The sequence below is a fragment of the Streptomyces sp. NPDC018947 genome (assembly GCF_044390505.1).
Taxonomy (GTDB): Bacteria; Actinomycetota; Actinomycetes; order Streptomycetales; family Streptomycetaceae; genus Streptomyces.
Genome location: NZ_JBIRZD010000015.1, coordinates 45,939 through 70,917, shown reverse-complemented (window position 1 = coordinate 70,917; position 24,979 = coordinate 45,939). Strand labels below are relative to the sequence as shown.

Here is a 24,979-nt window from a genome sequence, read left to right as displayed (position 1 = left end):
GCCCGGCTGCCCGGGCCGGTTCCGTGATCCTGGCTAGGGACGGGCGAGCAGGGTGCGCACACCGTCCGACGTGAGGGTGAGCCGGTGCTCCGAGCCGGCGTCGATGGTCAGCGACAGGTCGTCGGCCGGCCACTGCGCGGCGAGCGCGCCCAGCGGCACCATGCGGTAGCGAGAGACGTACGGCAGCAGGCCTGCCATCTCCAGCTCCGAGGTGAACACGGGCACCACCTGGCGGCCGCCCTGCTGCTCCAGCACCGGCAGGGCCAGCATCCCGGGGTCGGCGGCGTCCTGGTCGTTCGCGTCGTCCGGGACGGGGACGAGCACGTCGCTGCTCGCGAGCGTGTCGAGCGCCGCCGTGTCCTCGGTGTTCTCGGCGAGCGCGTCCAGCGCCCGCTGGGCGGGCGTGACGCGGTGTTCGTTCGCGGGTGTCTCCATGGCAGATTCCCTGGTAGCGGCGGTGGTACAGGGCCCGCACGATGATCGGCGCGGGCGCGGTCCAGCCTCGCGTACCCGATCGGACTCGGCGCAACCCTGTTCGACGGCCCGGAGTCCGTGCGACCGAGGCGGGCACACGAGCCCGGCCGGGGACCGTCCGGGCGTCTTCGGGACGGACCACCGCAACCTTTCGGGCAATCGGCTCGTCCCATCCGATAACGGAAGAACTCGCCCCGGGGGGCATCATGCGACGCAGCAGAGCAGCACTGATGGCGGTCGTGCTCGCGACCACCGCCTCGGGGACGGCCGCGGTCACGGCCGACGCCGCCCCCGCCTCCGCCACGCGGGCGACGGCCTGCCCCACCGGCTGGGGCAGCCTCGCCGAGGCCCGCGCCGCGGCGACCACCGTGCCCGTGCGGGACGTCGGGACCGGCCGCCACGCGTGCTTCGACCGGCTCGTCGTCCACGTGCCGGGCGCGAGCGCCGCCTCGCTGGGCCACCGGGTCCGGTACGTCGACCGGCTCCGCCAGGACGGTTCGGGCCGCACGATCGCGGTCGGCGGCGGCGCCGTCCTGGAGATCCGGGTCGCCGCCCCCGGCTACCGGCCCGAGACCGGCGCCCCCACGTACCCCGGGCGGGCCGGACGCCCGCTGCCGGGCGTGGACCTCACCGGCTACAGCGCCTTCCGGAACACCCGGTACGCGGGCAGCTTCGAGGGGGAGACGCAGTTCGGGCTGGGGGTCCGGGCGCGGCTGCCCTTCCGGGTGCTGGTCCTGGACGGCCGTGTGGTGGTGGACGTCGCCCATTCCTGGGGCGCGGCGCGCTGACCGGGGCGGCGCCGCCCGTGCGGGCCGGCCTCCGACGGCCCGGCCCGCACGGGGCCGCACCTGTCGTGCGCACGGCGGAATCGGTCTCATGTGATAGGTGCGTCACCCACTTGATCGATCAGAGAGCCGATGGGGTTAGCATATGAGCGCCGCCTAGCTCGAAAGATAGAGACGTGACTGTCAACGAGGACTCGTTCACCAATTGGAAGAACCGCGAGGAGATCGCGGAGTCGATGATCCCGATGATCGGGAAGCTGCACCGCGAGCGGGACGTCACCGTCCTGCTGCACAGCCGCTCCCTGGTGAACAAGTCGGTGGTCAGCATCCTGAAGACCCATCGCTTCGCCCGGCAGATCGCCGGCGCGGAGCTGTCGGTCACGGAGACGCTCCCCTTCGTCCAGGCCCTCACCACGCTCGACCTCGGCCCCTCGCAGATCGACATCGGCATGCTGGCGTCGACCTACAAGGAGGACGACCGCGGCCTCACCGTGGCCGAGTTCACCGCCGAGGCGGTCGCGGGCGCCACCGGCGCGAACAAGATCGACCGCCGCGAGCCGCGCGACGTCGTCCTGTACGGCTTCGGCCGCATCGGCCGGCTCGTCGCCCGCCTGCTCATCGAGAAGGCCGGTTCGGGCAACGGCCTGCGCCTGCGCGCCATCGTCGTGCGGGGCGGCGGCGAGCAGGACCTCGTCAAGCGGGCCTCGCTGCTGCGCCGCGACTCGGTGCACGGCCAGTTCCAGGGCACGATCACCGTCGACGAGGACACGAGCACCATCCTCGCCAACGGCAACGCGATCAAGGTGATCTACGCCGACGACCCGACGCAGGTCGACTACACGGCGTACGGCATCAAGAACGCCATCCTCATCGACAACACCGGCAAGTGGCGCGACCGCGAGGGCCTGTCCAAGCACCTGCGCCCCGGCATCGACAAGGTCGTGCTGACCGCGCCGGGCAAGGGCGACGTCCCGAACATCGTGCACGGCGTCAACCACGACACCATCAAGCCGGACGAGCAGATCCTGTCGTGCGCGTCCTGCACCACCAACGCGATCGTGCCGCCGCTGAAGGCCATGGACGACGAGTACGGCGTGCTGCGGGGCCACGTGGAGACCGTCCACTCGTTCACCAACGACCAGAACCTGCTGGACAACTACCACAAGTCCGAGCGCCGCGGCCGTTCCGCGCCGCTCAACATGGTCATCACCGAGACCGGTGCCGCCTCGGCCGTCGCCAAGGCACTGCCGGACCTCAAGGCCCGGATCACCGGCAGCTCGATCCGCGTCCCGGTGCCGGACGTCTCGATCGCGATCCTCAACCTCCAGCTCGCCCGCGAGGCGACCCGCGAGGAGGTCCTCGACCACCTGCGCGAGGTGTCGCTGACCTCGCCGCTCAAGCGCCAGATCGACTTCATCAGCGCCCCCGACGCGGTCTCCAGCGACTTCATCGGCTCGCGCCACGCCTCGATCGTCGACGCCGGCGCGCTCAAGGTCGAGGGCGACAACGCGATCCTCTACCTCTGGTACGACAACGAGTTCGGCTACTCCTGCCAGGTCGTCCGCGTCGTCCAGCACGTCTCCGGGGTGGAGTACCCGACCTACCCGGCCCCGGCTGTCTGAGCCGAGCGCCGCGGCGCACGACGCCCGAGGGGCGGTGGGAGTCCGTCTCCCGCCGCCCCTCGGGCGTTCCCGGTCACGCGTGCGCCACCGCGTTCCCCGCGGCGACGGAGGGCCCCGGCGGCCATCGCCGGCACTGCGTGCACCCGCAGTCCGCCGATGCCCGGGCGGAGGCCGCGGTGAGCGGCTTCCGAGGGCCAGGGCCCGTCGTTCGGATCCGGCCCCGGGCGGGGTCGGGAGCGGCGGGTGGGGTGACCTGCCCGCCGTTCGGGGAACGGGGAGGGGGCCGGTCCGTGGGTCCGCGGACGGTGCCCGCCGGGCGCCCGCGGCGGTGCCTGTGGCCGGTACCGAGCCGGCGGGGACCAGAATGGGGCCATGGACGCACTGGTTCACCGCTCGGCGTGGGTCCGCGTCCTGGCCTGGAGCGTCGCCGTGCTGAGCCTGACCGTCCTCGCCGCGGCGGCCGTCGTGCGCGCCACCGTGCTCGACCCCTCGTTCTACGGCCGGGCGCTGGAGGAGGAGCACGCCTACCAGCGCTTCTACGACGAGGTACTCGTCGATCCGCACAGCACGCCGCTGACCCAGGAGCTGCTGGACCGGCTGCCCGTGCCGCAGTCCACCATCACCTCGAACATCAAGGTCGTCATCCCGCCCGAGACGCTGCGGACCCTCGGCGACCGCCAGATCGCCGAGGTGATCCACTACCTGGCGGGCGAGGGCGACGGACTGCGCGTGACGGTGGACCTCGAACCCGTCGTCGCCAACCTCGAGCGGCTCAGCCAGGCCTACTTCGGCGACGCGGTCGCCGCCCTCCAGCAGCGTTCCGAGCCCGACTTCCGGGCCTTCGTCCAGCGTCTGTCCGACGTGGCCGCGCAGGTCGTGGCGGGCGAGGCCCCGCTCGACGACCTGCCGACCCTGCCGCTCTCCCCCGCCCAGGCCGCCGCGGCCACCGAGGCCCTGCTCCGGCTCGTGCCGCATGAGGCGCGGCCCGGTCTCGAACCCACGCTGGAGGCCGCGCTGGACCGGGGCGACGTGGCCGCTGCGCTGGCCGCGCTCACACCGGTCGCGCTGACGGACCAGGTCCGGGCGACCGCCGCGCAGTTCCTGCGGGAGGCGCGCGACGGCACCTGGGTCATCACCGTCCGCGTCGACCCGTCCCGCGACGAGCTGGCCCCCGTGCAGCGGGCGCGTGCGGTCACCCGGCTGTTCCAGGAGGTGGTGGAGCCGGCCGCCGCGATCCTGTGCGCCACCGCCCTGGCGCTGCTGTGGTTCACCACGTCCTCCCCCGTCAAGCGGCGGCTGACGCCGCTGGGCTGGGTACCGGCCGCCGCCGCGTCCCTCATGGCGCTGGCCGTGTTCCTGCTGCGGCTCACGCTCGGCGACGCGCTGTTCCGCGCGCCTCCTTCCTGGCCCCCGACGGCCGCCCGCCTCCTCGCCGACGTCCAGGCCACCGCCCTCGACCGGCTGCTGACCACGGCCACCGTCGTCGCCGTCATCCTGCTCGCCGCCGGGGCGCTGCTGATCACCGTCGCCTGGGTGTGGCAGACCAGGCCGACGGTCCCGGCGTTCACCGACCCCCGGCACGGTCCGGCGCTGACCGTCGTCGTGTCGGCCTGCGCGCTGGCCGGGACGGTGTTCGCGCCGGTCGCGCTGACGGGGCCCTCACCGCGCATCTGCCAGGGCAGTACCGAGCTGTGCGACGCCCGCTACGACGAGATCGCCCAGCTCGCGGCGCACAACGCGATGGCCACGACGGCGGACCGCTTCATCGGCCCCCTCCAGGATCCCGACCTCGTCGGCCAGCTCGACGCCGGGGTGCGCGCGCTGCTGCTCGACACGCACTACTGGGAGCGGCCCGAGGAGGTCGCGGAGCGGCTGAACACCTCCGAGTTCTCCCCGGAGCTGAGGCGGCGGCTCACCGGGATCCTGGAGCGGGTCAATCCGCCCCATCTGGGCCTGTGGCTGTGCCACTCGGTGTGCGGCGCGGGCGCGCTGGAGCTGACGCCCACGCTGCGTCAGATCGGCGACTGGCTGCGCGCGCATCCCACGGAGGTCGTGACGCTGATCGTGCAGGACGGTGTGGACCCGGTGGCGACCGGGCGTGCCTTCGAACGGGCGGGACTCGCCGGCCTGCTGTACGTGCCGGACCCCGACCCGGACCGTCCGTGGCCGAAGCTGAAGGACATGATCGACAGCGGGCGGCGCCTGGTGGTGTTCGCGGAGAAGGGGGACGGGCCGGCGCCGTGGTACCCGAACTTCTACCGGTACGGCATGGAGACCCCGTTCGCCTTCCGCAGCCCCGGCGAGATGAACTGCCTGCCCAACCGGGGCGGCACCGACAAACGGCTGTTCCTGCTCAACCACTTCGTCACGGCCGGCGGCGGACGGCGCCTGGACGCCGGCACGGTCAACGCCCGGCAGCGGGTGCTGGAGCGGGCGCACGAGTGCGAGCTGCGGCGCGGCAGGCCCGTCAACTTCATCGCCGTCGACTACGCCACGGTCGGGGACGCGCGCGGCGCGGTGGACGACCTCAACACCGAGCGCCTCCAGGACGACGCGCGCGTTCCCGCGCGGCGCTCGCCGGGGTAGCCCCGGGGCGTCCGCGTCGGCGGCGCCGTGGGAATGGGGCCGAACGACCCGTGCCCGGGCCCGTGCGGCCCGTGGCCGGCACGCGCGAGGAGGTTCACGCTGGAGGCAGAAGAACCCACCGACCGCACCGTGTGACCGACCGACGGCCGCAGACCGCGGAATCGCGGAAAGGAACCGGAACCATGACCATCACCACGATGAGCGCGGCGCTGCCGATCGGCCACCGCGACCGGATGATGCGGATCGCCCGCGAGGTGTCCTTCCCGGCGGGCACCAGGCTGTTCGAGGAGGGCCGGCGGGCCGACCGGTTCTGGGTCGTCAAGAGCGGCACCGTCACGCTCGATCTCCACGTACCCGGGCGCCGGCCCGCGGTCATCGAGTCGCTGGGCCACGGACAGCTCCTCGGCTGGTCCTGGCTCTACCCTCCCTACCAGTGGCACCTGGGCGCCGAGACGCTGAGCCCGGTGCGCGCCTGGGAGTTCGACGCGGCGGACGTACGGGCCATGTGCGAAGAGGATCCGGAGTTCGGCCGGGCGGTCGCCGTCTGGGTGGGCTCCGTGGTCGCGCACCGGCTGCACGCCGCGCGGGTCCGGCTGCTCGACCTGTACGGCCCCAACGGCAGCGGGAGCCGCGACTGAGCGCCAACGGCAGCGGGAGCCGCGACTGAGGCCGCGCTCCCGCGCCGCCCCCCTTCACCCGTGAGGCGTGCCGCCGAGGTCCCCGGCGACGCGCCTCGCCCATGTCTCGACGGCGGCGAAGTCGCGGTGGTCCCCGCCCTTCCCGTTGCGCAGGAGCATGCGGGCCATCCGTCCGCCGGCGCCGTCGGTGAGACAGCCGCCGAAGGTGACGTGCTCGTCGACGTCCGCGTCGGCCATGGCCCTCCTGACGCCGGGGACGGGCGGGATGTCGCGCTGGGAGGCGGTGGCGTCGAGCGGGCCGCTGCTGAAGAACCACACCGGCCGGCCGGTCAGTTCCCCGCGGTGACGCCGTACGAAGCGGCGGGCGTCCTTGTGCCAGCGACCGCCGTACAGCGCGCCGCCGACGACCACGGCGTCGTAGGGGGTCAGGTCGGTCACGGTCCGGGCGGGCAGCGCCTCGGCCGCCAGGCCCCGCGAGCGGAGGACCGAGGCGACGGTCTCGGCGATCCGCCCGGTCGATCCGTTGGCCGTTCCGTAGGCGACCAGCACGCTTCTCCGCGTCTTCATGGTCCGTCTCCTTCCGCTCCGCCGGCGCCGCCGGAGCTCAGTCGTCGTCCGGCACGATCACGACCGGGCAGCCGCGGTGGTGCAGGACCGTGTGGGCGACCCGTCCGAGATGGGGGCCGAGATGCCTGCTGCGCCGCCGGCCGACGGCCAGGAGGTCGGCGTCGGCGCCGACGTCGAGCAGCACCCGGCGGGCGGGGCCCTCGACGACGCGCCGGCGCAGGGTCACGTCGCCCGGAGCGCCGGCGAGAGCGGCGTCCAGTTCCTTGGCGGCCCGTTCCTCGTACAGCCGCTCGGGCCCGCCCGTGAGCGGGGGGTGGCCGGCCGTCTCCCGCGCGGGTCCCCGCCAGGCCCGTACGGCTTCGAGCACGGCGTCGCGCCGACGCGCCTCCGCGCAGGCGAAGCGCACCGCCGCCGTCGGTGTGTCGGCCACCCCGACGACGATGCGGCCGTGGCGGCCGGTGACGGCCGCGTCGTCGTGGTCGTCGCGGATCACGACGACCGGGCAGTCCGCCCGGGTGGCCACCGTCAGGCCGACGGAGCCGAGGACCAGTCCGGCGAATCCGCCGCGGCCGCGGGAGCCGACGACGAGGAGGGAGGCGTTGCGGCTCTCGCGCAGGAGCACGTACTCGGGTTCCTCGCGCACCACCGCGGTGGTCACGGGCAGGCCGCCCCGGGCGCGCCGGGCGCGGCGGACGGCGGCGGCGAGGACGTCCTCGGCGGTCACCTGGGCGGCGGGTCCGCCGAACTCCCGCGCGAAGGCGGCGCCCTCGTACCGCTCCCACAGGGAGGCGTACACGATCCGCAGCGCGACCCCGTGCAGGTCGGCTTCTCCGGTCGCCCAGTCGACGGCCCCGAGGCTGGATTCCGAGCCGTCGACGCCGACGACCACCGGCAGGTACATCGTCCTCACCTTCCGTGCCCGGCTCGGGGGAGCCGGCCCTGTCCGCTGGCGCGCGGCCGGGTCAGCCGTGCGCGACGACGGCGACGGGTGCGGTGGCGTGGTGCAGCACCGCGTGGGTGACGGCGCCGATGTGCACGCCGAAGGGGCGGCGGCGCACGCGCCGTCCGACGACGACCAGCGAGGCGTCGCGGGAGGCGTCGATCAGCAGGTTCGCGGGGCTGTCGAGGCGGGACGTCTCGACGACCTCGACGTCCGGGTACTTCTGCCGCCAGGGCCGGAGGACGGCGGCCAGTTCGGCCGCCTGCTGCGCGGCGACGTCGGCGCTCGTGTCGACTCCCGCGGCCAGGCTGTACAGGTAGTACGGGGGCAGGCTCCAGCCCTGGACGACGTGCAGGGCGGTGTCGCGGCCGAGTGCCGCCTCGAAGGCGAAGGCGATGACCGTGTCGTCGGGGCTCGCCGTGTCGAGGCCGAGGACGACGGGCCGGAACGCGGTCGCCGCGGACGGTATGCCGGTGGGGTCCGCCACGTGCTCGTCGGACGCCGTCTCCCCGGCCCGGACCAGGACGACGGGGACGTCCGTCCGGGCGATCACGGACTGCCCGACGGAACCGACCAGGAAGCCCCCGAGCCGGCCGAGCGCCCGGGAGCCCAGGACCAGCAGCTCGGCCCCGTCCGCCGCGTCGGCCAGGACGTCGGCGGGTGCGCCGGTGCGCTGCTCGATGATCACCTCGACGCCGGGGTGGCGCAGCCCCAGTCCCTCGGCGGTCTCGCGGGGGACGCGCTCCGAGAAGTGCTGAAGCGTCTCGGCACCGAGGAAGGGGGCCCGGGCGACGGGCTCCGGATCGGGCTGCCGGACGTGGAGCAGCCGCACCCGCAGGCCGCGGAGTGCCGCCTCCCGGGCGGCCCACTCGGCGGCGGCCCGGCTCTCGGGCGAGCCGTCGAGTCCTACGGTGATGGTGCGGGGCATGTCGCCCACCTCCCGTGTCTGGCGGTCTGCTTCGAGCATCGCCCGCGGCCGGTGCCCGGGGCAGGGGCCACTGGTCCCCGGCCGGGCCCGACGGACCCCATCGGCGCGCGGGGACGGCGGGCCCGTCGGCGGGCGGCGACAGCCCGGCCGGCCGGGAACGGAGGCAGGTCACGAAGACCGGCCCGAGGGGCTCGGGGCAGCGAAGACCGGGGAGCGGGCTCTGGGCACGGCGGCCGACCTCAGCGGGCTCGGGGCACGAGGCGCGTCCGGCAGTGGGCTCGGGTCACGAGGGCCGGCCGCCGAACCGCCAGCGGTGGACCTCGACGTCCGCGTATCTCCCCGGGGCCAGGACGGAGCGCGCCGCCCGTGCGTCCTTGGCCCTGACGAGTGCCGCCGTACCCAGCCACGCGCTCGCGTCGTCGGAGAGCAACGGCCCGTAGGCGATCAGGTCGTCGCGGCCGGGCGGCACGGCGGCGTCCACGGGCTCGCCCGAGCCGAGGCCGAGCACCAGGAACCTGTCGCCGCCGGTCCGGCCCCCGGGGAACTCCCCCATCGTGCGCCCCAGCAGGTTGCGCCAGCGCCGCAGGATGACGTCCCGGTAGACGCCGGCCTGGTAGCCGGGCTCGTCGAAGGCGAACGCGCGGGCGGCGGCCACGTCGGGCAGGCCGAGGATGTGCACGCTGCCGGTCGGCACGTCGTCGGGCCCCGCGAGCGTCGGCCCGCGGGCGATCATCCGGGAGGCGTACCCGTCCATGTAGGACCAGTGACGTTCGAGCAGTTCCCTGCGCAGGGGCAGGGATCCGGGCCGGTCGCGGTGGTAGCAGAAGAACTCCATGCCGGGCAGTCTCACGGGCGCGGGAGCCCCGGTACAGCGGATATCGGCCGGACCGCCGGCGGCGACGGCGCCCCGCCCACCGGGCGGGAATGGGGCCGACCGGCCCTAACCAAGTACCGGGCGGCGGGGAACGATGGAGGAATGTTGAAGAACGACGGCTTTCGCGCCATGGACCGGCACGAGTGCCTGCGTCTGCTGGCGAAGGCGCCCGTCGGGCGTGTCGTGTACACGTTGCAGGCGCTGCCGGCGGTGCTGCCGGTGAACTTCGCCCTGGACGCGGACTCCTCCGTCGTGCTGCGCACCTCGGCGGGGTCGGAGCTGGTGCGTGCCGTCGACGGATTCGTGGTCGCCTTCGAGGCGGACGACTTCGACGCCGCCAGCCGGTCCGGCTGGAGCGTCGTCGTCACCGGGCAGGCCACCGTCGTCACCGACCCGGCCGAGCACGAGCGCCTGATGCGCACCGGCCCGCGGTCGTGGATGCCCATCCAGGACGACGTCTTCGTGCGGATCGAGGCGGCGATGGTCACCGGCCGGGAGCTGGCCGGCACCGGCTGACCGCGGCCGGGGGTGCCGAGGCTCCGGCCCCGGCGCCCGTACGGGCCCGGTGCCCGCGGGCATACGTCCGGCCGCCGTGAGTCAGGGCAGACGTGACCGGCGGCCGGACGGCGATCGAACCGGAGCGGCACGCGCGGCGTGTCCGTCATCCCGGGACGGCGGGGTGCCCGGCCGCCACCGCGCGCTCTCGCACCCGCGCCGCGTCCGTTTCGATCGACATCAGCATGCCCGAGCCGACGGTGTCCCCGCGACGCCGAACGGGCCCTGGGTTGAGGGCCGTTGGTCCCTGCCCGGGACGGTCGGCGAGGACCTTCGGCCCGGGCGGGGCCGGCCCCGGCAGCGGGCTACGGCTGCCGGGGCCTCCGTGAGCGGGCGTCAGTCCTCCGTGTGGGCCAGCCACAGGTCGGGGCCGAAGACCTCGTAGCGGACGCGCCGGGCGGGGACGCCGGACGCGAGGAGCTGCGTGCGGACGGCGCGCATGAAGGGCAGGGGCCCGCAGAGGTAGACGTCGGGGTCGGCGGGCAGGTCGAGGCCGTTCAGGTCCATCAGCCCCTCGTGGGCGCCGGGTTCGGCACCGGCGTCCCGCTCGTACCAGAACTCGGCGCGGGCGTCGACCAGTTCGCGCACCAGGCGGTGCGTGTCGGCGCGCAGGGCGTGGTGGGCCGGGGAGCGGTCCGCGTGCAGGACCCACACCTGACGGTCGGAGCCGATGGCCGCGAGGTGCTCCAGCATCCCGGTCATCGGGGTGCATCCGATGCCGGCGGACACCAGCAGCAGCGGCGCCCCGGAGTCGTCGAGGGCCACGTCGCCGAACGGGGCGGACAGGGTGAGTTCGTCACCGGCGCGCACCGTGCGGTGGAGCTGGTTGGACACCTCGCCCTCGGGCGCGTCCGCCACGCTCTCGACGCGCTTGACGGTGATGCGGCGCAGGGCGTCGCCGGGGGCGCCGGAGAGGCTGTACTGACGGAGTTGGTGGACGCCGTCGGGCATCGGGACGCGGACGCTGACGTACTGGCCCGCCCTGGCCGGCGGCACCGGGTCGCCGTCGGCCGGGCGCAGCAGGAACGACACCACGTCGTCGGTCTCCTCCCGGCGCTCGACCACGGTCCACTGCCGCCAGGGGTGACGCGGGTCCACGCCGGCCTCCTGGTAGAGGCGGGCCTCGCGGGCGATGAGCGCGCCGGCCATCAGCCAGTACACCTCGTCCCAGGCGCCGGCGACCTCAGGGGTGACGGCGTCCCCGAGGACGTCGCCGATGGCGCGGAAGAGGTACTTGTGGACGATCGTGTACTGGTCCTCGGTGACGCCGAGGGCAGCGTGCTTGTGCGCGATCCGGGACAGCAGCGCGTCCGGGCGGGCGTCGGGGTCGGCGAGCAGCGCCTGGGCGAAGGCGGCTATGGAGCCCGCCAGGGCCTTGCGTTGCTCACCGTTGGCCTGGTTGGCGCGGTTGAACAACCCGTCCAGGAGTTCCGGCCGTTCCGCGAACATCGTGCCGTAGAAGCGGGCCGTGATCTCGTCGAGGGCTCCGCCCACGGCGGGCAGGGTGGCGTGGACGACGGCGGCGGACTCGGGGGAAAGCATGGGTCTCCTCGGGGAGTAGGGAGGTCGGGGGGCGCTGCTCACACATCGCAACTCCCTTCGTCTACCAGTCCTCCGGGCCCCCGCGGCGGCTCTCGCCCCCGATCGGGGACGTACGGCCCCGGAGTCGGGGCCGTACGTCCCCCTGACCGCGGTGGCCACGGGCCGTCCGGCCCCCCTGCTCGGCCCGGTGGTCCCGGGCCGGGGCGGGGGACGGCCGCGGGGACTCCCGGCCCCCGTACTCGGACCGGGCGGCCCTGGGCCGGGGGCGTCGTGCGGGGCAGCCTGGGGATCCGGTGGTTCGACGCGAGGAGGACAGACCCATGTGTGCCACGGACTTCGGCGGCCGTACCCGGGCCGGGCGGGAGCCGGCGCGTACGGCGGGCCGGCTGCCCGGCGTCGCGGGGTGCCTCCCCCACTGGCGGCCGGGCCCGGCCTTCCCGGCGTACCGCCCCGGCTGCACGACCGCCCCCGGCCGTGACGGCGGGCGGGGCCCCGGACGGCGGCGCCTGCGCCGGATCGCGGTCCGCGACGGCGCGGGGGCCGGGTCGTGAACTCGCACCGTGTGGGCGACGTGATGACGCCCGAGGTCGTCCGGGCGCGTCGGACGACCTCGTTCGACAAGGCGGTCCGGCTGCTGGACCGGCACCGGATCAGCGGGCTCCCGGTCGTCGACCACGACGACAAGGTGATCGGCGTGATCTCCCGGACCGGCCTGCTGCGGATGCGGGTGGAGGGGGCCGGCGGCGGCCGGGGCCCCGCCGTCACGGCCCAGCACCTGATGACGTCCCCGGCGATCACGGTCCACCCCGAGCAGAAGGTCCCGGACGCGGCCCGGTTGATGGAGCGTCAGGGCGTGGGGCGGCTGCCCGTCGTCGACGAGGAGGACCGGCTCGTCGGCATCGTCACCCGCCGTGATCTCCTCCGGGTCTTCCTGCGCTCGGACGAGCACATCCGGCTGGAGGTCCTGCACGCGCTCATGGCCGAGGAACCGAGCCCGGAGCCCGCAGCGGTCGCGGTCCACGTCCGGGACGGTCTCGTCACCCTGCGGGGCCGGGTCGAACTGCGGACCCAGGTGCCCCGGGCCCTCTACTCGTCGTGGCGCGTGGAGGGCGTCGTCGGCGTGGTCAGCTTCCTGACCTACCGGGTGGACGACAGCGGGGCGGCGGCGACGTAGCGAGCCCGCCCGGGGCGGGAGCCGGGGCGCCGCCCCGTCACGCCTGCGCCCCGCCCACCGGCGCGTGCCAGACCAGCCTCGTCCCCCCGCCGTCGGGCGAGCTCCACTCCAGGTCGCCGCCGAGCTTGCGGGCCCGCTCGGCCATGTTGGCCAGACCGCTGCGGCGGCCCCCGGCCGGGATGCCGACGCCGTTGTCCGTGACGGTGAGGCGGACGCTCCTGCCGTCGGTCTCCAGCGTCACGTCGGCACGGTCCGCCCGGGCGTGCCGGGCGACGTTGGTCAGCGACTCCGACAGCACGGCCACGACGTGATCGGCGGTTTCCCTGGTGACGTGGGTGTCGAGCAGGCCCTCCATGCGCACGCTCGGCGCGAAGCCCAGCACCGGTGCGGCCTGTCCGATCACCCGCACCGCGCGTGCCCGCAGACCGGGGGCCGTCTCGTCGTCACGGGTGCGCAGACCGAAGATCGTCGAGCGAATGATCTTGATCGTCTCGTCGAGGTCGTCCACGGCCCGCAGAACCCGCTCCTTGGCCCCGGCGTGCTCGACGAAGCGGCCCGCGCTCTGCAGGGTCATGCCGGTGGCGAAGAGCCGCTGGATGGCCAGGTCGTGCAGGTCCCGCGCGATCCGGTCGCGGTCCTCCAGCAGGGCGATCTGCTCCGCGTCCTGCCGCCGCTCGGCCAGCTCCATGGCGAGGGCGGCCTGCGCGGCGAAGCTCTTGAGGGGATCGAGTTCCTTGTCGGAGAAGTCCCGGGCTCCCGCCTCCCGCGCGAGCAGGACCACGCCGCGGATGTGCTCGCCGGCGCCGATGGGCACGGCGACGGCGGGGCCGAGGCCGGTGAACCTCGTGGGCCCGGCCGACACCCGCTGGTCGCGGGAGACGTCCTGGCTGCTGACGGGCGCACCGCTGGCGAACGCCTCGCCCGTCAGGGTGCCCTCGAGGGGAAGGACCAGCCCGCGGTGGGCGTCCGCCCCCTGTCCGATGGCGAGTTCCACCGTGAGCGTGTCCGTGTCCTGCACGGGCGTGGACATCGCGGCGAGCGCGGCGCCCGTGATCTCCCGCGCCCGTTCCGCTATCAGCTTGAGGACCTGCCCCTGTCCGGCACCGGACATCAGGCTGTGCGTGATCTCCGCGCTGGCCTGGAGCCAGCGCTCGCGCAGCCGCGAGTCCTCGTAGAGCCGGGCGTTGTCGATCGCCACGCCGGCCGCCACCGCCAGGGTGGACAGGACCGACTCGTCGTCCTCGTCGAACTCCTGGCCGCCCCGCTTCTCGGTCAGGTACAGGTTGCCGAACACCTGGTCCCGGACGAGGACGGGGACGCCGAGGAAGGTGTTCATCGGCGGGTGGTGGGCGGGGAAGCCGTACGACGCCGAGTGCTCCGACAGCTTGGCGAGCCGCAGCGGCTCGGGGTGCCGGATCAGTTCGCCGAGGATGCCGTGGCCCTCCGGGTAGGAACCGATGCGCGCGGCCACCTCGTCGCTCACGCCGACCGTGAGGAAGTCGGACAGCCTCTTGCCGTCCGGTCCGATCACCCCGAGCGCCGCGTACTCGGCGTCGACCAGGACCGCGGCGGCCTCCACGATGCGGCGCAGCGCCTGTTCCAGGTCCAGTTCGCGGCCGACCGACAGCACCGCCTCCAGCAGGCTGCGCACCCGGTCCCGGGTGCCGCGGGCGGCGTCCAGGCGTGCCTGCACCTCGTCCAGCAGCTCGTCCAGCCGCAACTGCGGCAGCCGTATCCGGGCTTCTCCCGCCTCGGATCCTTCCACTGCTGATCCTCCAAGCCCCTGTGGTGTGGGAACGCCGTTCCGTTCACCAGTCACAGTATCGGCCGGGGGCGGGCACGGCGGGAGTCGCGGTGGCGGGGGCGGTACGACCGCGGGACGGGTCCGAGGGGGCCGGAGGTCAGCGGCTCTCGCCGCGTGCCCGGTCGCGGGCCTGGGTGGCCAGTACGGCGGCCTGGATGCGGCGCTCCACGCCGAGCTTGGCGAGCAGGCGGGAGATGTGGTTCTTCACCGTCTTCTCGGCCAGGTAGAGGCGCTGGCCGATCTGCCGGTTGGTGAGTCCCTCGCCGATCAGGGCGAGGATCTCGCGCTCCCGGTCGGTGAGGCCCGGCAGCGTGTCCGGCTCCTCCTGCGGCTGTCCGCCCCGCAGGCGGGCCATGAGCTTGGTGGTGGCGCTGGGGTCGAGCAGCGACTGGCCGCGGGCCACGGTGCGCACGGCGGAGACCAGGTCGGAGCCCTGGATCTGCTTGAGCACATAGCCGGAGGCACCCGCCATGATCGAGTCGAGCAGCGCCTCCTCGTCGTCGAACGAGGTCAGCATCAGACAGGCCAGTTCCGGCAGGCGGGAGCGCAGTTCGCGGCAGACGGTGACGCCGTCGCCGTCCGGCAGCCGCACGTCCAGCACCGCCACGTGGGGACGCAGGGCGGGGACGCGGGCGAGGGCCTGGTCGGCGGTGGCGGCCTCGCCCACGACCTCGATGTCGGGCTCGTCGCTCAGCAGGTCGTGCACCCCGCGGCGTACCACCTCGTGGTCGTCGAGGAGGAAGACGCGGATCGGGGTGTCGGGGCCGGCCTGCTCTCGGTCCGCCATCGAATGTGCTCCTTGTCGGTGGGATCGGGTCCAGCGAGGGATTCTTCCCGGAACACGGGACCTGTGACCAGGGCCGGTCGGCCCTCTTCCGCCGTCCTCCGGGTCCCCCCGTCCACGCGGGCCGGCACCGGCTGCGGCGCTCCCTCAACGGTACCGTCGGGCCCCGGCGGGCGATCACCTCGTGTCCCTCCGTCCGCCGTCCCCGGTTCCGCCCGGGGAGTCCGGCTCGACGGCCGACGCCGGGGCGGCCGTCAGGTGATCTCGAGTACGTCCCGCACGGGCCGGCGGGGTGTGCCGGGGCCCCTGGGTCCGTAGCCGAGGCGCAGCACCATCTGCACGTGGCCCATGCCCGCCCGCGGATCGCGGGCCAGCAGGCGCAGCTCCCGGTCCTCCAGGGGGTGCGAGGTCAGGGAGGTGGACAGTCCGGCCAGGGTGCTCTCCAGCAGGACGCGCTCCAGTGCCTGACCGGCCCTGAGCCAGTCGGCGGGACCGTCGCCGCGGGTGCTGAGCAGGGCCAGGTGCGGGGTGCGCTCGAAGACCGTGCTGCCGCGGTCCGCCACCGGCGCCCGCCCGGCGAAGTCCCGCACGGGGGCCCTGCCGTCCCTCCTGCGCGGCCCGAACGCGTACTCGGGGACACCGTCCGACGCCGTGGCGGCCTCGCTGCCGGTCCTCGTCCAGCGCACCAGGTCCTCGTCGGCGGCCGGGTTCATCAGGTCGCGGCTCTCGGCGTCACGGACCAGATCGAGCAGGGTCTCGACATGCCAGCGGCCGGGGAAGAGCAGCACCGCCTCCTCCCGCGCCGCGGCCTCCCGCAAGGCGGCCCGGACGTCCTCGGGGACGTCCTCCTCGGAGAAGGGGTGGCGGCTGGTGCGCCGCTGCGGGATCGCGGCGCGCAGCCGCCGCAGGTCCTCGTCGCGCGAAGCCTCCCCCGGGTCGGCCAGACGCACGGCGGCGAGCAGCAGGCGGTCCCGCGGGTCGGGAAGCAGCCGGGTCCGCGGCGCGCAGGAGGCGTGCGCGGCGGCGACGCGCAGGTTGAACAGCGCCGCCCCGCAGCCGATGTGCAGCGCCCGGTCGCCGGGATCGGACCGGGGCATGGCCCGCTCCGGGTCGGCGTACAGGAGCAGCAGACGCTCGGCGGCCACGTAGCGGAAGCGCCACGGCTGGGCGTTGTGCATGGACGGCGCGGCGGTGGCCTCGGCCACGAACGCGGTCACCGTCTTCTCGTCGAGGTGGATCCGGGCCATGGTGTCCTCCTTGCGCCCCGGCCGCGGTGGGCGCGCACCGGGTGTCCGCGTACTCCGCCTGTTCCGCCGGTGCGACGCCGGCGGCCCGGGTCCGGCCCCGGTGTGCGCGGGCGGCCCGCGGCGTCACCACACCTGCGGGACGACCGCCACCGGGCAGGCCGAGTGCTGGAGCAGGGTGTGGGCGACGCGCCCGAGCTGCAGGCCGAAGTGCCCCGGCCCGCGCCGTGTGCCGACGACGACGAGGTCGGCGGCGGCCGAGCGGTCCACCAGCACCCTGCGCGCAGGCCCTTCGACGGCCGCCGTGCGCAGCCGTACGTCCGGGTGTTCCGCCGCCGCCTCGGCGACGAGCTTGTCGATCACGGCCTGAGCGCGCTCCTCGTGCTGCTGCCCGGTGCCCTCACCCGGCGCACCGGGGTCGGCGGCCTCGTACACCGGGCGTTTCCAGGCGCGTACGACGTGCAGTTCACCACCGCGCGCGTCGGCCTCCCGGAAGGCGAACCGGACGGCCTCCCGGCTCGTCACGGGGTCCCCGGCGCCCAGCAGGACGCGCTCGTGGGAGCCGGACAGTGCGGCCCGGTCGCCCCTGACCACCACCACGGGGCAGGAGGAGCGGGCGGCGACGGCCAGGCCGACCGAGCCGAGCAGGGCCCCCTTCAGTCCTCCGCGGCCGCGCGAGCCGGTGACCACGGCGGTGGCGTACCGCCCTTCGTCCAGGAGTGCGGACGCCGCCTCGGCGGGCACCGTCGCGGTGGACACCTTCAGGGCCGGTTCGTGGTGCCGGACGCGTTCCACGGCGGAGCCGAGGATGTTGTCCGCCATCACCCGTTCCGCCGGGCGCCCCTGGCCCGTGCTCGGCAGCGCCCCCTCGTACCGCTCCCACAGGGACGCGTAGACCAGGCGCAGCGGAAGGCCGCGGCGCACGGCCTCGTCCACCGCCCAGTCGACGGCCCGGAGGCTGCCGTCCGACCCGTCGACGCCCACGACCAGGGGAAGTGTCATCGTCCCCACCGCCTTCTCTCTGTCACCTCGTGCGGGAAGGGGCTGTCCCTTCACGGTCCCACCGCGGCCGCCCGTATCGGCAGAGGCGATCAGGCCCCTGTGCGGGACCTTCGGCCCGGGGCACGAGTACCGAAGGTGTTGCCGCCGAAGCATCCGCGTTCCCCCCGCCGCGGCGCGGGCCTCGCCCGGGCGGCCCGGATCGTCCGCCAGGAGGCCGTGGGCGGGCTCCTCCCCCGCCCGTCGACTGGCGCGGCCGGGCGGCGCCGGGCAGCGTGGACACACGGCCCACACTTCTGCGAGGTGACCATGCAGTCCTCCGAGGCGGTACCAAGAGTGGTCGTCGGTGTCGACGGGTCCCCGTCCTCGCACGCCGCGCTGCGCTGGGCGGACCGCTACGCGCGGACCGTCGGCGGCGTCGTGGAGGCGGTCCACGTCTGGGACACCCCGTCCGCCGCGGGCTTCACCGGACCGGCCATCGACCCGGACTTCGACCTCCAGCAGGCGCGGGAGCGCTTCGCGGAGGAGCTGGGCGCGGTCTTCCCGGACGAGCGGCCGCCGGGGCTGAAGGAAGTCCTCGTCGAGGGCGACCCCTCGGAGGCGCTGATCCGCGCGTCGGAGGGGGCCGACATCCTCGTGGTGGGGCGTCGGGGCCGGGGCGCCTTCGCCAGGGCGATGCTGGGTTCGGTGAGCCAGCGGTGCGCCCAGCACGCGGCCTGTCCCGTGGTCGTCGTCCGCCAGGAGAAGGATCCGGCGCACTGATCCCTCCCGCCGCCCGCCCCGCCGTCCCCCGGCACGCCCGGACCGGGGCCGATCGGCCCGGACGGACCGTGAACCGTGCCCGAACGGCCCCTGCACCCCGGCCCGTCCCGGCGCCAGGCTGGAGACGACGGCCGGAGGTGGGCACGATGCGTGAGGACACAACGATGCGGCGGTTCCTGTGGCGGTGGCGCCGCAATCCGCTGCGCCGCCGCGAGGACGTGCTCGAGGGCTGGATCCTGCTGATCACCTGGCTCGTCGTCGTGGTGGCGGGCCCCGTCGCGGGAGTGCTCGGATCCCAGGCCACCGCGAGCGCGGCGGCACAGCGGCGCGCGGAGCGCCACGAGGTCACGGCCACCCTCGCCGCGGACGCCGTCGGTCACGGCAGGGTCGGCGCGGCGACGGGGGACCGTGCCGGGGCCACCGTGCGCTGGACGGCGCCCGACGGGACCCGGCACTCGGGCAGGGCCTCGGTCGACGAGGGGCTGAAGGCCGGCTCGCGGGTGACGGTGTGGATCGACCAGCGGGGCCACCTGGCCGCCGCGCCGCCCACAGCGGCCCAGGCGGAGGTGGACGCGGCCTTCATGGGTGCCGCCTCGTCCGTCGCCGTGGTGGCCGCGGCGGCCGCCGGGTACTACGGGGCGCGGGTGGTGCTGGACCGGCGGCGCCGTGGCACCTGGGAGAACGAGTGGCAGCGGATCGGGTCCCTGTGGGGGCGGGCGGCGAGCTGAGCGGGGTGCACCGCGAGGCGGTCGCGGGGCACCCCGGTGCGGACGTGGGTACCCGTGGGCGCGACGGGACGTCCGGTCGGCCGCTCCGAAGGAAGGGGCACGGTCATGACGCGACCAGTGGTGGCGGGAGTCGACGGCTCCCCGTCGAGCCGGAAGGCGGTCGGGTTCGCGGCGCACGAGGCGGCACTGCGCGGCGCGGAACTGCGGCTGGTGCACGCCTTCGGCGGGGCCGTCCCGCACGTGACTCCCGGCGCCCCGCATTGGCATCCCGGCGCGACGGGCACGCGTGAGCTGGTGGACGGCACCCTCACGGAGGCGGAACGGCTGGCGCACCGGGTGGCTCCGCGGGTCGAGGTGTCCCGCGAGGTCACCGTGGGCGAGCCGCTGACGGTGCTGGAGATCGCCTCGCGCACGGCGTCCCTCGTGGTGGTCGGCAACCGTGGGCTGAGCACCTTCGGCAGCCTGCTGCTCGGCTCGACCGCCGGGCACCTGGCCGCCCACGCCCGCTGCCCGGTCCTGGTGGTCCGGGGACGGGACGACCCGGACGGGCCCGTCCTGGTGGCCGTCGACGAGGGATCCGCCTCCGCGGCCGCCGTGGGGTTCGCCTTCGCCGAGGCGTCCTTGCGCCGGGCGGACCTGCTGGCGGCGCACGTGACCGGGGAAGGCGATCCGGACGCCTACGACGGCCCCGCCGACCCGCCGTTCGTGACACGCGACGAGAGGCGCCTCCGCGCGAACGCCGAGCACGTGATCGACGCCGCGCTGGCCGGAGCCCGCGACCGGTATCCGGACGTGCCCGTGCGTCGCCTGCCGCTCGTGGGTCACGTACGCCGGTCCCTCATCGACGCGAGCGCGGACGCCCAGCTCATGGTCGTCGGCGCGCGCGGCAGGGGCGGTTTCGCCGGCCTGCTCCTGGGGTCGGTCGGCCACGCGCTCCTGCACCACGCGCGGTGCCCCCTCGTCGTCGTACGGGTGGCGCCCGCCGCATCCGGCTGAGCGGCGCCGCGGGGACCCCACGGACGGACCTCGGGCGTCTCATCCGGTGCCGGTGGCGACCAGGTCCCGCCGGGGGCCGCCCAGTACGACCTTGAGGGCGCCGGTGTCGGCGGCGCGGGAGAAGACGTCGTAGGCCTCCTCCATGCGTTCGAGCGGGAAGGTGTGGGTCACCAGTTCGGCGAGGGGCAGCCGGCCGGCCGCGGCCATGCGCAGCAGCGTGGGGGTGGAGTGGGTGTCGACGAGACCGGTGGTGATGGTCACGTCCTTGATCCACAGGTCTTCCAGGTGCAGCGTCGCCGGCTTGCCGTGCACACCGACGTTGGCGACGCGTCCGCCGGGACGCACCATGCGCGTGCACGTCTCGAAGGTCTCCGGCACGCCCACCGCCTCGACGACGACGTCCGCGCCGAGTCCCCCGGTGAGGTCCATGACCAGTTGCTCGGGCGCCTCCCGGGTGTCGGCCACGGCCTCCGCGCCGAGGCTCCTGGCCGCCTCCAGCCGGGCGGGGGCCACGTCCACGGCGATGACGCGTTCCGGCGCGAACAGGCGGGCCGTGGCGACGGCGGCCAGTCCCACGGGCCCGGCGCCCACCACGACGACCGTGTCCCCGGGGCGTACGCCTCCCTTGAGGACACCCACTTCGTAGGCCGTCGGGAAGATGTCCGCGAGCAGCACGGCGTCCGCGTCGGTGACCGTGCTGGGCAGGGGGTGCACGGAGAGATCGGCGTACGGAACGCGGACGTACTCCGCCTGGGTTCCGTCGATCAGGTGTCCGAGGATCCAGCCGCCGTCCTCCAGGCACTGGCCGTACACGCCCTCCCGGCAGTAGCGGCACCTGCCGCAGGCGGTGATGCAGGACACCAGCACCCGGTCCCCCGGGCGCACGGTGCGCACGTCGCCGCCCGCCTCGACCACCTCGCCGACCGCCTCGTGGCCGAGGACGGTGCCGGGACGGACCTCGGGGACGTCCCCCTTCAGGATGTGCAGGTCGGTCCCGCAGATCGTGACGGCGTCGACCCGGACGACCACGTCGGTGGCCTCCTTGAGCTGCGGGTCGGGCACTTCCTCCCAGGCGGAGCTCCCGGGACCGTGGAACACGTAACCCTTCATCTCGTTCCTCACCCTCTCGCTGATGGTCCGAGGTGCAGGGGAGGCATCGCCGCCGAGGGCTCCCAGGGAGCCGGCGCGACGGCGGACGCCCACCCCTCCAGCTTCACGGAACCGGCGGAGGTCCGCTCGCCCGGGGCCCCGAAGGCCCGTCGCCGGCGCACTCCGGGCCCCTGTGACGCGCGCCCGGGACCGCGCGAACCGATCGCTCAGGCCCCGACGCCCCCTGTATCCGCGGGGGACGCGGCCGCCGGGGCCGACGCCGGCTCCTCCGGTCAGGAGAAGCGCTGGTGACGGCCGTTGGAGCGGACATGGGGCCTGAGTGAGGTCGTGAGTCCGGTCGTCGGTCTGTGGACGGGATCCACGCGACGAGGTGTGCTCGCCGGCCGGTCCGACGCCCCGTGCTCGTCGTCGCGGGCGGGCGCGGGCGGCGGTCGGGCGGGCCGTCTTCGGCACGGCGGCCCTGTGCCCGCGCTCCCTCGGCCTGGGCCGATCGGGCCTGCCGGGGCGACGTTCTGTGCCACGATTCGACCAGGTTCGAAGGGGAGGGTCGCGGGCCGGCGCGACCGGGCAGCGGGAGGGTCATGATCGAGCTCACCGTCGACGCCGCGGGGCTCGCGCGCTCCCGCCTCGCCGTCTCGCCGTTGCACGAGGTCGTCGCGACGCTGCTGCCCTGGGGCCTGGAGCCGTCCCCCGACGCCGATCCGTGGGTCGCCCGCGCGCGGCGCGTACTGCGCCGGGCCCGCCTGCCGCTGCTGTCCGAGCTGGCCCTGGACGGGTCCGGATACGTGCCCGACTTCCTCAGCCCGCATCCCTCCGGGCCCTCCCCGACGGTCGAGGAGCAGTTGGAGCAGGTCCGGTGCACCCCGCCCGAGCGCGTCCTGAGCGAACTGGAGGCGTTGCGCGTCGGGCGGCCGCTGAACGGTCTCGCCGGTTCCGAGCTGCCGACGGGCGTGCGGCGGGCCATGGCGCGCGGCGGTGCGCACGTGGCCCGGCAGGCCGCGACGGAGATGCGGCGCTACTGGGAACTCGTCTTCGCCCCGCACTGGGAGGCCGCCAAGGCCGCCCTCGACGCGGAGGTCGGCCGCTGTGCCGGGGTCCTGGCCGGGCACGGCGCGGCGCGGCTCTTCAACTCCCTGCATCCCGACATCGCGTGGGCCGACGGAACCCTGCGTGTCGAGAGCCGTCTGCGGATCGCGCTGCCGGTGCCCCTGGTGGTCGTCGTGCCGTCGCTCGTCGCGCCCCGGCCGGGCGTGGGCGTGGACCCGACGCGCGAGGAGAGCCGGCCCCCGACGCTGGTCTGTCCCGTACGTGCCGGGGCCATCGCCGGCACCATCGCCCCGGCCGCCCCTTCCGTCGAGATGGCCCAGTTGCTCGGCCCGACCCGCGCCGGGCTGCTCGCCGCGCTGACACACCCCGCCTCCACCGCGCAGTTGGCGGCCCGTCACTTCCTGAGCCCGGCGACGGTCTCCTACCACCTGGGTGTGCTGCACCGGGCGGGCCTCGTCGTCCGCGCCCGGTCCGGCCGATCGGTGCTGTACCGCCGTACGCCCGAAGGGTCCCGGCTGGCGAAGAGCCGGTAGGCGGGCGCGGAACGGCGGGCCCGCCCGCTTCCCCCCGTGCTCGCAGCGGCGGCCGGAACACGGCTAAGATCCTCGACGCCGAACGGGCGAAGGGGGATCGGGTGGTCGACGTGCCGCGGCTCGAGATGAGAATCCCACGGGGGAAGTCGCCCCGTCGGAGGCTGTCGGCGTTCCTCGGGCTCTGCGCCGGGTGCGGCGTGCTCTCGGTCGTGCTGAGGGTCTTCCACGTGCCCGGCAGCACGGCGGCGGGTGCGTGCGCCGCGGCCCTCCTGCTCGCCTCCGCGCTGGCCGCGGCCGCGATGCGGGGCGGCGACCCCGCGTTCACCACGGACGGTGTCCGCCTGAAGGCCTTCGCCTGGGACCGGCGCCAGGTGCTCGTGCCGTGGTCGGAGGTCGACCGCCTGTGGATCGCCCGGCTCGGGGGCGGGGGGTTCGACTACCTGTACGTCCTGCCGCGGGACCCGGACCGCTACCGGCGCGGCGGCGGCTTCCTCCGTGCCGCTCTCATGGCCCGGCTCGCGGCCGACCAGGGCAGCGCCCTGCAGATCCACCTCCCGGCCGACGGCCTCCCCCAGGACCGCGTCCGCGCCGCGGTCCGGGAACTCAGCGCGGGGCGTTGTCACGTGGACTGACCGGCACGTGCCGAGGCCCGGCGCGGCGGAACGTGCGCGGCGCGCCGGGCGGGGCGTGGCGGCAGTCACCGGCCCCGTGGTTCAGGACCCGTGCGTCCGCGGGTCAGCGCGCCCTTCCCCGCGGCTTCAGCGGTGCGTTCGGCAGCTCCGGGGCGGGCAGTGAAGCCCCGTCGTACCCCTCGACCTCACCGAAACGGCTGCCCTTCATCCAGTCCTCGCGGGCCTGGACGATCTCCTCGTGGGTCCGGGCGATGAAGTTCCACCACATGACGATCTCCTCCTCGAACGGCGGCCCGCCGAGCAGCACCGTGCGCGCCCGCTCGTCGGAGTCGTTGCGGAGGGTCAGCGTCGCGGTGCCGGGGGCCACGTAGCCGAGTTCCGCGGGCTTCAGCGGGGTGCCGGCCAGCCGGACGTGCCCGCGGTCCACGAGGAGCCCGTGCTCGAAGCCGGGGTCGACGGGCAGGGTGAGCGTGGCGTGCGGTTCGAGGGTGATCTCGGCGCCGAGGAGGGGCGTGAAGGTCCGCACCGGCGAGACGGTGCCGGCCAGGGAGCCCAGGAACACGCTGATCACGGCGCCGTCGATCCGCACGGGCTCGGGGACGTGGTGCTGGAAGTCCCGTGCGGTGTGCCGGTGTTCGTCCGGGAGGGCCACCCAGAGCTGGACGCCGTGCAGGACCGTGGTGCGCGGGGTGGAGACCTCCGAGTGACTGATGCCGTGGCCGCCGGTCATGAGGTTCAGCTCGCCGGGCCGCACCATGGCGTGGCTGCCGAGGCTGTCGCGGTGCTCGATCTCGCCGCTGAACAGCCAGCTCACCGTCTGCAGGCCGGTGTGCGGGTGCGGGGCGACGTCCATGCCGCCCGTGAGCGCGACGTCGTCGGGGCCGTAGTGGTCGGCGAAGCACCAGGCGCCGATGAGGCTCCGGGACCGCTGCGGCAGCGTACGCCTGACCGTCATGGCGCGCGGCCCGCCCAGCGGCACGTCGCGCGGCGTGAGCACCTCGACGCGTGCCGCGCCGTCCCGTTCGCCGTCGTCGGCCGCCCCACAGCGGACTTCCACGGGGCTTGTCTCAGTATTGCTCATGGAAAGCACCTCCCACGCTCATGATATTTTTATTTTCAACTATCCGCAATGGTGAACCATGGCGGTCGCGTCCGAAGGAGCCCCAGGTTGAGCAGCCCAGAGCAGAAGTCCGAGGACCGGCGGATCTTCATCGACAAGCAGAGTCCCGAGCCCTACCAGGCCCTGCTCGGGGTGTCTGAGGCGGTCCGCGCGACGGCCACCGCGGTGGGATTCGACCGCACCTTGGTGGAGCTGGTCAATCTGCGCGTCTCCCAGATCAACGGCTGCGCGTACTGTCTGAGCCTCCACACCCGGGCGGCGCTGCGCGCGGGCGAGACCACGCAGCGCCTCGGCGTGCTGGCCGCCTGGCGGGACACCGAGGTGTTCACGCCCGTGGAGCGGGCGGCGCTGACCCTGGCCGAGGCGACGACCGCCCCGGCCGACACGGCGGCACGCGAGGCCGCAACGAGGGCCGCCCGCGAGGTGCTGACGGACGACCAGATCTCGGCGGTGATCTGGGTGGCCGTCACGATCAACGCGTTCAACCGGGTGTCCACCATGAGCGGACACCCGGTGCGGCCGGAGCGGTGACCTC

At 74.7% G+C, this 24,979-nt stretch carries 25 protein-coding genes; 13 read left to right on the top strand and 12 right to left on the bottom strand.

Annotation, left to right across the window (positions count from 1 at the left end):
* Positions 1–33: 33 nt before the first annotated feature.
* Positions 34–435, bottom strand: a complete 402-nt coding sequence (locus ACH499_RS26290; RefSeq protein ID WP_356201426.1) for an SseB family protein — start codon at positions 433–435, stop codon at positions 34–36.
* Between the two features lie 245 nt (positions 436–680).
* Here ACH499_RS26290 and ACH499_RS26285 point away from each other — a divergent pair, with 245 nt between their 5' ends.
* The 4 genes from ACH499_RS26285 to ACH499_RS26270 all read left to right on the top strand — a co-directional run bounded on the left by ACH499_RS26285 (position 681) and on the right by ACH499_RS26270 (position 6,105).
* Positions 681–1,262 (top strand): hypothetical protein, encoded by a 582-nt coding sequence (locus ACH499_RS26285; RefSeq protein WP_399018737.1) that lies wholly within the window; start codon positions 681–683, stop codon positions 1,260–1,262.
* Between the two features lie 173 nt (positions 1,263–1,435).
* Positions 1,436–2,881 carry a glyceraldehyde-3-phosphate dehydrogenase gene (locus tag ACH499_RS26280; protein ID WP_399018735.1) on the top strand — a complete coding sequence of 482 codons (1,446 nt, stop codon included), beginning with the start codon at positions 1,436–1,438 and terminating at the stop codon, positions 2,879–2,881.
* Positions 2,882–3,253: 372 nt separating this feature from the next.
* Positions 3,254–5,467: a hypothetical protein gene (locus ACH499_RS26275; protein ID WP_399018733.1), complete on the top strand. Its 2,214-nt coding sequence runs from the start codon at positions 3,254–3,256 to the stop codon at positions 5,465–5,467.
* Positions 5,468–5,649: 182 nt separating this feature from the next.
* Positions 5,650–6,105 carry a cyclic nucleotide-binding domain-containing protein gene (locus ACH499_RS26270; protein WP_356201430.1) on the top strand — a complete coding sequence of 152 codons (456 nt, stop codon included), beginning with the start codon at positions 5,650–5,652 and terminating at the stop codon, positions 6,103–6,105.
* Positions 6,106–6,159: 54 nt separating this feature from the next.
* Here ACH499_RS26270 and ACH499_RS26265 read toward each other — a convergent pair whose 3' ends face one another.
* The 4 genes from ACH499_RS26265 to ACH499_RS26250 all read right to left on the bottom strand — a co-directional run bounded on the left by ACH499_RS26265 (position 6,160) and on the right by ACH499_RS26250 (position 9,375).
* Positions 6,160–6,672 carry a flavodoxin domain-containing protein gene (locus ACH499_RS26265; protein ID WP_356201432.1) on the bottom strand — a complete coding sequence of 171 codons (513 nt, stop codon included), beginning with the start codon at positions 6,670–6,672 and terminating at the stop codon, positions 6,160–6,162.
* Between the two features lie 37 nt (positions 6,673–6,709).
* Positions 6,710–7,573, bottom strand: coding sequence for a universal stress protein (locus ACH499_RS26260; RefSeq protein ID WP_399018730.1), 864 nt, complete (start codon positions 7,571–7,573; stop codon positions 6,710–6,712).
* Positions 7,574–7,634: 61 nt separating this feature from the next.
* Positions 7,635–8,540 (bottom strand): universal stress protein, encoded by a 906-nt coding sequence (locus tag ACH499_RS26255; RefSeq protein ID WP_399018729.1) that lies wholly within the window; start codon positions 8,538–8,540, stop codon positions 7,635–7,637.
* A gap of 283 nt (positions 8,541–8,823) precedes the next feature.
* Entirely contained in the window at positions 8,824–9,375 is a 552-nt protein-coding gene (locus tag ACH499_RS26250) for a YciI family protein (RefSeq protein WP_399018727.1), read from the bottom strand.
* Positions 9,376–9,516: 141 nt separating this feature from the next.
* Between ACH499_RS26250 and ACH499_RS26245 the strand changes: the two genes are divergently transcribed.
* Positions 9,517–9,930 (top strand): pyridoxamine 5'-phosphate oxidase family protein, encoded by a 414-nt coding sequence (locus tag ACH499_RS26245; RefSeq protein WP_356201437.1) that lies wholly within the window; start codon positions 9,517–9,519, stop codon positions 9,928–9,930.
* Positions 9,931–10,305: 375 nt separating this feature from the next.
* Here the strand turns inward: ACH499_RS26245 and ACH499_RS26240 are convergent, their stop codons facing one another.
* Positions 10,306–11,511 carry a globin domain-containing protein gene (locus ACH499_RS26240; RefSeq protein ID WP_399018724.1) on the bottom strand — a complete coding sequence of 402 codons (1,206 nt, stop codon included), beginning with the start codon at positions 11,509–11,511 and terminating at the stop codon, positions 10,306–10,308.
* Between the two features lie 320 nt (positions 11,512–11,831).
* On the opposite strand from ACH499_RS26240, the gene ACH499_RS26235 reads away from it, so the two are divergent.
* Both ACH499_RS26235 and ACH499_RS26230 read left to right on the top strand, forming a co-directional pair.
* On the top strand, positions 11,832–12,062 hold the full coding sequence (locus ACH499_RS26235; protein ID WP_399018722.1) for a hypothetical protein: 231 nt from the start codon (positions 11,832–11,834) through the stop codon (positions 12,060–12,062).
* Positions 12,059–12,685, top strand: coding sequence for a CBS domain-containing protein (locus ACH499_RS26230; protein WP_356201443.1), 627 nt, complete (start codon positions 12,059–12,061; stop codon positions 12,683–12,685). Before ACH499_RS26235 ends, ACH499_RS26230 begins: the two co-directional genes overlap by 4 nt.
* A 37-nt stretch (positions 12,686–12,722) precedes the next feature.
* On the opposite strand, the gene ACH499_RS26225 is transcribed toward ACH499_RS26230, so the two are convergent.
* The 4 genes from ACH499_RS26225 to ACH499_RS26210 all read right to left on the bottom strand — a co-directional run bounded on the left by ACH499_RS26225 (position 12,723) and on the right by ACH499_RS26210 (position 17,519).
* On the bottom strand, positions 12,723–14,450 hold the full coding sequence (locus tag ACH499_RS26225) for a GAF domain-containing sensor histidine kinase (protein ID WP_356201444.1): 1,728 nt from the start codon (positions 14,448–14,450) through the stop codon (positions 12,723–12,725).
* Positions 14,451–14,586: 136 nt separating this feature from the next.
* The gene (locus ACH499_RS26220) at positions 14,587–15,276 is read right to left on the bottom strand and encodes a response regulator transcription factor (RefSeq protein WP_356201446.1); all 690 of its coding nucleotides are present in this window, start codon (positions 15,274–15,276) and stop codon (positions 14,587–14,589) included.
* 251 nt (positions 15,277–15,527) lie between these two features.
* Positions 15,528–16,520 carry an Acg family FMN-binding oxidoreductase gene (locus tag ACH499_RS26215; RefSeq protein WP_399018718.1) on the bottom strand — a complete coding sequence of 331 codons (993 nt, stop codon included), beginning with the start codon at positions 16,518–16,520 and terminating at the stop codon, positions 15,528–15,530.
* Between the two features lie 123 nt (positions 16,521–16,643).
* Positions 16,644–17,519 (bottom strand): universal stress protein, encoded by an 876-nt coding sequence (locus ACH499_RS26210; protein ID WP_399018716.1) that lies wholly within the window; start codon positions 17,517–17,519, stop codon positions 16,644–16,646.
* Positions 17,520–17,825: 306 nt separating this feature from the next.
* On the opposite strand from ACH499_RS26210, the gene ACH499_RS26205 reads away from it, so the two are divergent.
* The 3 genes from ACH499_RS26205 to ACH499_RS26195 all read left to right on the top strand — a co-directional run bounded on the left by ACH499_RS26205 (position 17,826) and on the right by ACH499_RS26195 (position 20,002).
* Positions 17,826–18,278: a universal stress protein gene (locus tag ACH499_RS26205; RefSeq protein WP_399018929.1), complete on the top strand. Its 453-nt coding sequence runs from the start codon at positions 17,826–17,828 to the stop codon at positions 18,276–18,278.
* A gap of 146 nt (positions 18,279–18,424) precedes the next feature.
* A complete protein-coding gene (locus ACH499_RS26200) occupies positions 18,425–19,006 on the top strand; it encodes a hypothetical protein (protein WP_399018714.1) in 582 nt (193 codons plus the stop codon).
* A 105-nt stretch (positions 19,007–19,111) separates the two neighbouring features.
* Positions 19,112–20,002 (top strand): universal stress protein, encoded by an 891-nt coding sequence (locus tag ACH499_RS26195; protein WP_399018711.1) that lies wholly within the window; start codon positions 19,112–19,114, stop codon positions 20,000–20,002.
* Positions 20,003–20,041: 39 nt separating this feature from the next.
* On the opposite strand, the gene ACH499_RS26190 is transcribed toward ACH499_RS26195, so the two are convergent.
* Positions 20,042–21,112 carry an alcohol dehydrogenase catalytic domain-containing protein gene (locus ACH499_RS26190; RefSeq protein ID WP_399018709.1) on the bottom strand — a complete coding sequence of 357 codons (1,071 nt, stop codon included), beginning with the start codon at positions 21,110–21,112 and terminating at the stop codon, positions 20,042–20,044.
* A gap of 581 nt (positions 21,113–21,693) precedes the next feature.
* On the opposite strand from ACH499_RS26190, the gene ACH499_RS26185 reads away from it, so the two are divergent.
* Complete coding sequence (locus ACH499_RS26185; protein ID WP_399018707.1) at positions 21,694–22,692, top strand: ArsR/SmtB family transcription factor; 999 nt, start codon at positions 21,694–21,696, stop codon at positions 22,690–22,692.
* Positions 22,693–22,889: 197 nt separating this feature from the next.
* The gene (locus ACH499_RS26180) at positions 22,890–23,324 is read left to right on the top strand and encodes a hypothetical protein (protein WP_356201457.1); all 435 of its coding nucleotides are present in this window, start codon (positions 22,890–22,892) and stop codon (positions 23,322–23,324) included.
* A 103-nt stretch (positions 23,325–23,427) separates the two neighbouring features.
* Here ACH499_RS26180 and ACH499_RS26175 read toward each other — a convergent pair whose 3' ends face one another.
* The gene (locus ACH499_RS26175; RefSeq protein ID WP_356201459.1) at positions 23,428–24,405 is read right to left on the bottom strand and encodes a pirin family protein; all 978 of its coding nucleotides are present in this window, start codon (positions 24,403–24,405) and stop codon (positions 23,428–23,430) included.
* Between the two features lie 87 nt (positions 24,406–24,492).
* On the opposite strand from ACH499_RS26175, the gene ACH499_RS26170 reads away from it, so the two are divergent.
* Positions 24,493–24,975 (top strand): carboxymuconolactone decarboxylase family protein, encoded by a 483-nt coding sequence (locus ACH499_RS26170; protein WP_399018704.1) that lies wholly within the window; start codon positions 24,493–24,495, stop codon positions 24,973–24,975.
* Positions 24,976–24,979 lie beyond the last annotated feature (4 nt).

Coding starts and splice junctions, on each gene's coding strand:
- ACH499_RS26290 (WP_356201426.1), bottom strand. CDS start 435: ATGGAGACACCCGCGAACGAACACCGCGTCACGCCCGCCCAGCGGGCG.
- ACH499_RS26285 (WP_399018737.1), top strand. CDS start 681: ATGCGACGCAGCAGAGCAGCACTGATGGCGGTCGTGCTCGCGACCACC.
- ACH499_RS26275 (WP_399018733.1), top strand. CDS start 3,254: ATGGACGCACTGGTTCACCGCTCGGCGTGGGTCCGCGTCCTGGCCTGG.
- ACH499_RS26270 (WP_356201430.1), top strand. CDS start 5,650: ATGACCATCACCACGATGAGCGCGGCGCTGCCGATCGGCCACCGCGAC.
- ACH499_RS26265 (WP_356201432.1), bottom strand. CDS start 6,672: ATGAAGACGCGGAGAAGCGTGCTGGTCGCCTACGGAACGGCCAACGGA.
- ACH499_RS26260 (WP_399018730.1), bottom strand. CDS start 7,573: ATGTACCTGCCGGTGGTCGTCGGCGTCGACGGCTCGGAATCCAGCCTC.
- ACH499_RS26255 (WP_399018729.1), bottom strand. CDS start 8,540: ATGCCCCGCACCATCACCGTAGGACTCGACGGCTCGCCCGAGAGCCGG.
- ACH499_RS26250 (WP_399018727.1), bottom strand. CDS start 9,375: ATGGAGTTCTTCTGCTACCACCGCGACCGGCCCGGATCCCTGCCCCTG.
- ACH499_RS26245 (WP_356201437.1), top strand. CDS start 9,517: ATGTTGAAGAACGACGGCTTTCGCGCCATGGACCGGCACGAGTGCCTG.
- ACH499_RS26240 (WP_399018724.1), bottom strand. CDS start 11,511: ATGCTTTCCCCCGAGTCCGCCGCCGTCGTCCACGCCACCCTGCCCGCC.
- ACH499_RS26235 (WP_399018722.1), top strand. CDS start 11,832: ATGTGTGCCACGGACTTCGGCGGCCGTACCCGGGCCGGGCGGGAGCCG.
- ACH499_RS26220 (WP_356201446.1), bottom strand. CDS start 15,276: ATGGCGGACCGAGAGCAGGCCGGCCCCGACACCCCGATCCGCGTCTTC.
- ACH499_RS26215 (WP_399018718.1), bottom strand. CDS start 16,520: ATGGCCCGGATCCACCTCGACGAGAAGACGGTGACCGCGTTCGTGGCC.
- ACH499_RS26210 (WP_399018716.1), bottom strand. CDS start 17,519: ATGACACTTCCCCTGGTCGTGGGCGTCGACGGGTCGGACGGCAGCCTC.
- ACH499_RS26205 (WP_399018929.1), top strand. CDS start 17,826: ATGCAGTCCTCCGAGGCGGTACCAAGAGTGGTCGTCGGTGTCGACGGG.
- ACH499_RS26200 (WP_399018714.1), top strand. CDS start 18,425: ATGCGTGAGGACACAACGATGCGGCGGTTCCTGTGGCGGTGGCGCCGC.
- ACH499_RS26195 (WP_399018711.1), top strand. CDS start 19,112: ATGACGCGACCAGTGGTGGCGGGAGTCGACGGCTCCCCGTCGAGCCGG.
- ACH499_RS26190 (WP_399018709.1), bottom strand. CDS start 21,112: ATGAAGGGTTACGTGTTCCACGGTCCCGGGAGCTCCGCCTGGGAGGAA.
- ACH499_RS26185 (WP_399018707.1), top strand. CDS start 21,694: ATGATCGAGCTCACCGTCGACGCCGCGGGGCTCGCGCGCTCCCGCCTC.
- ACH499_RS26175 (WP_356201459.1), bottom strand. CDS start 24,405: ATGAGCAATACTGAGACAAGCCCCGTGGAAGTCCGCTGTGGGGCGGCC.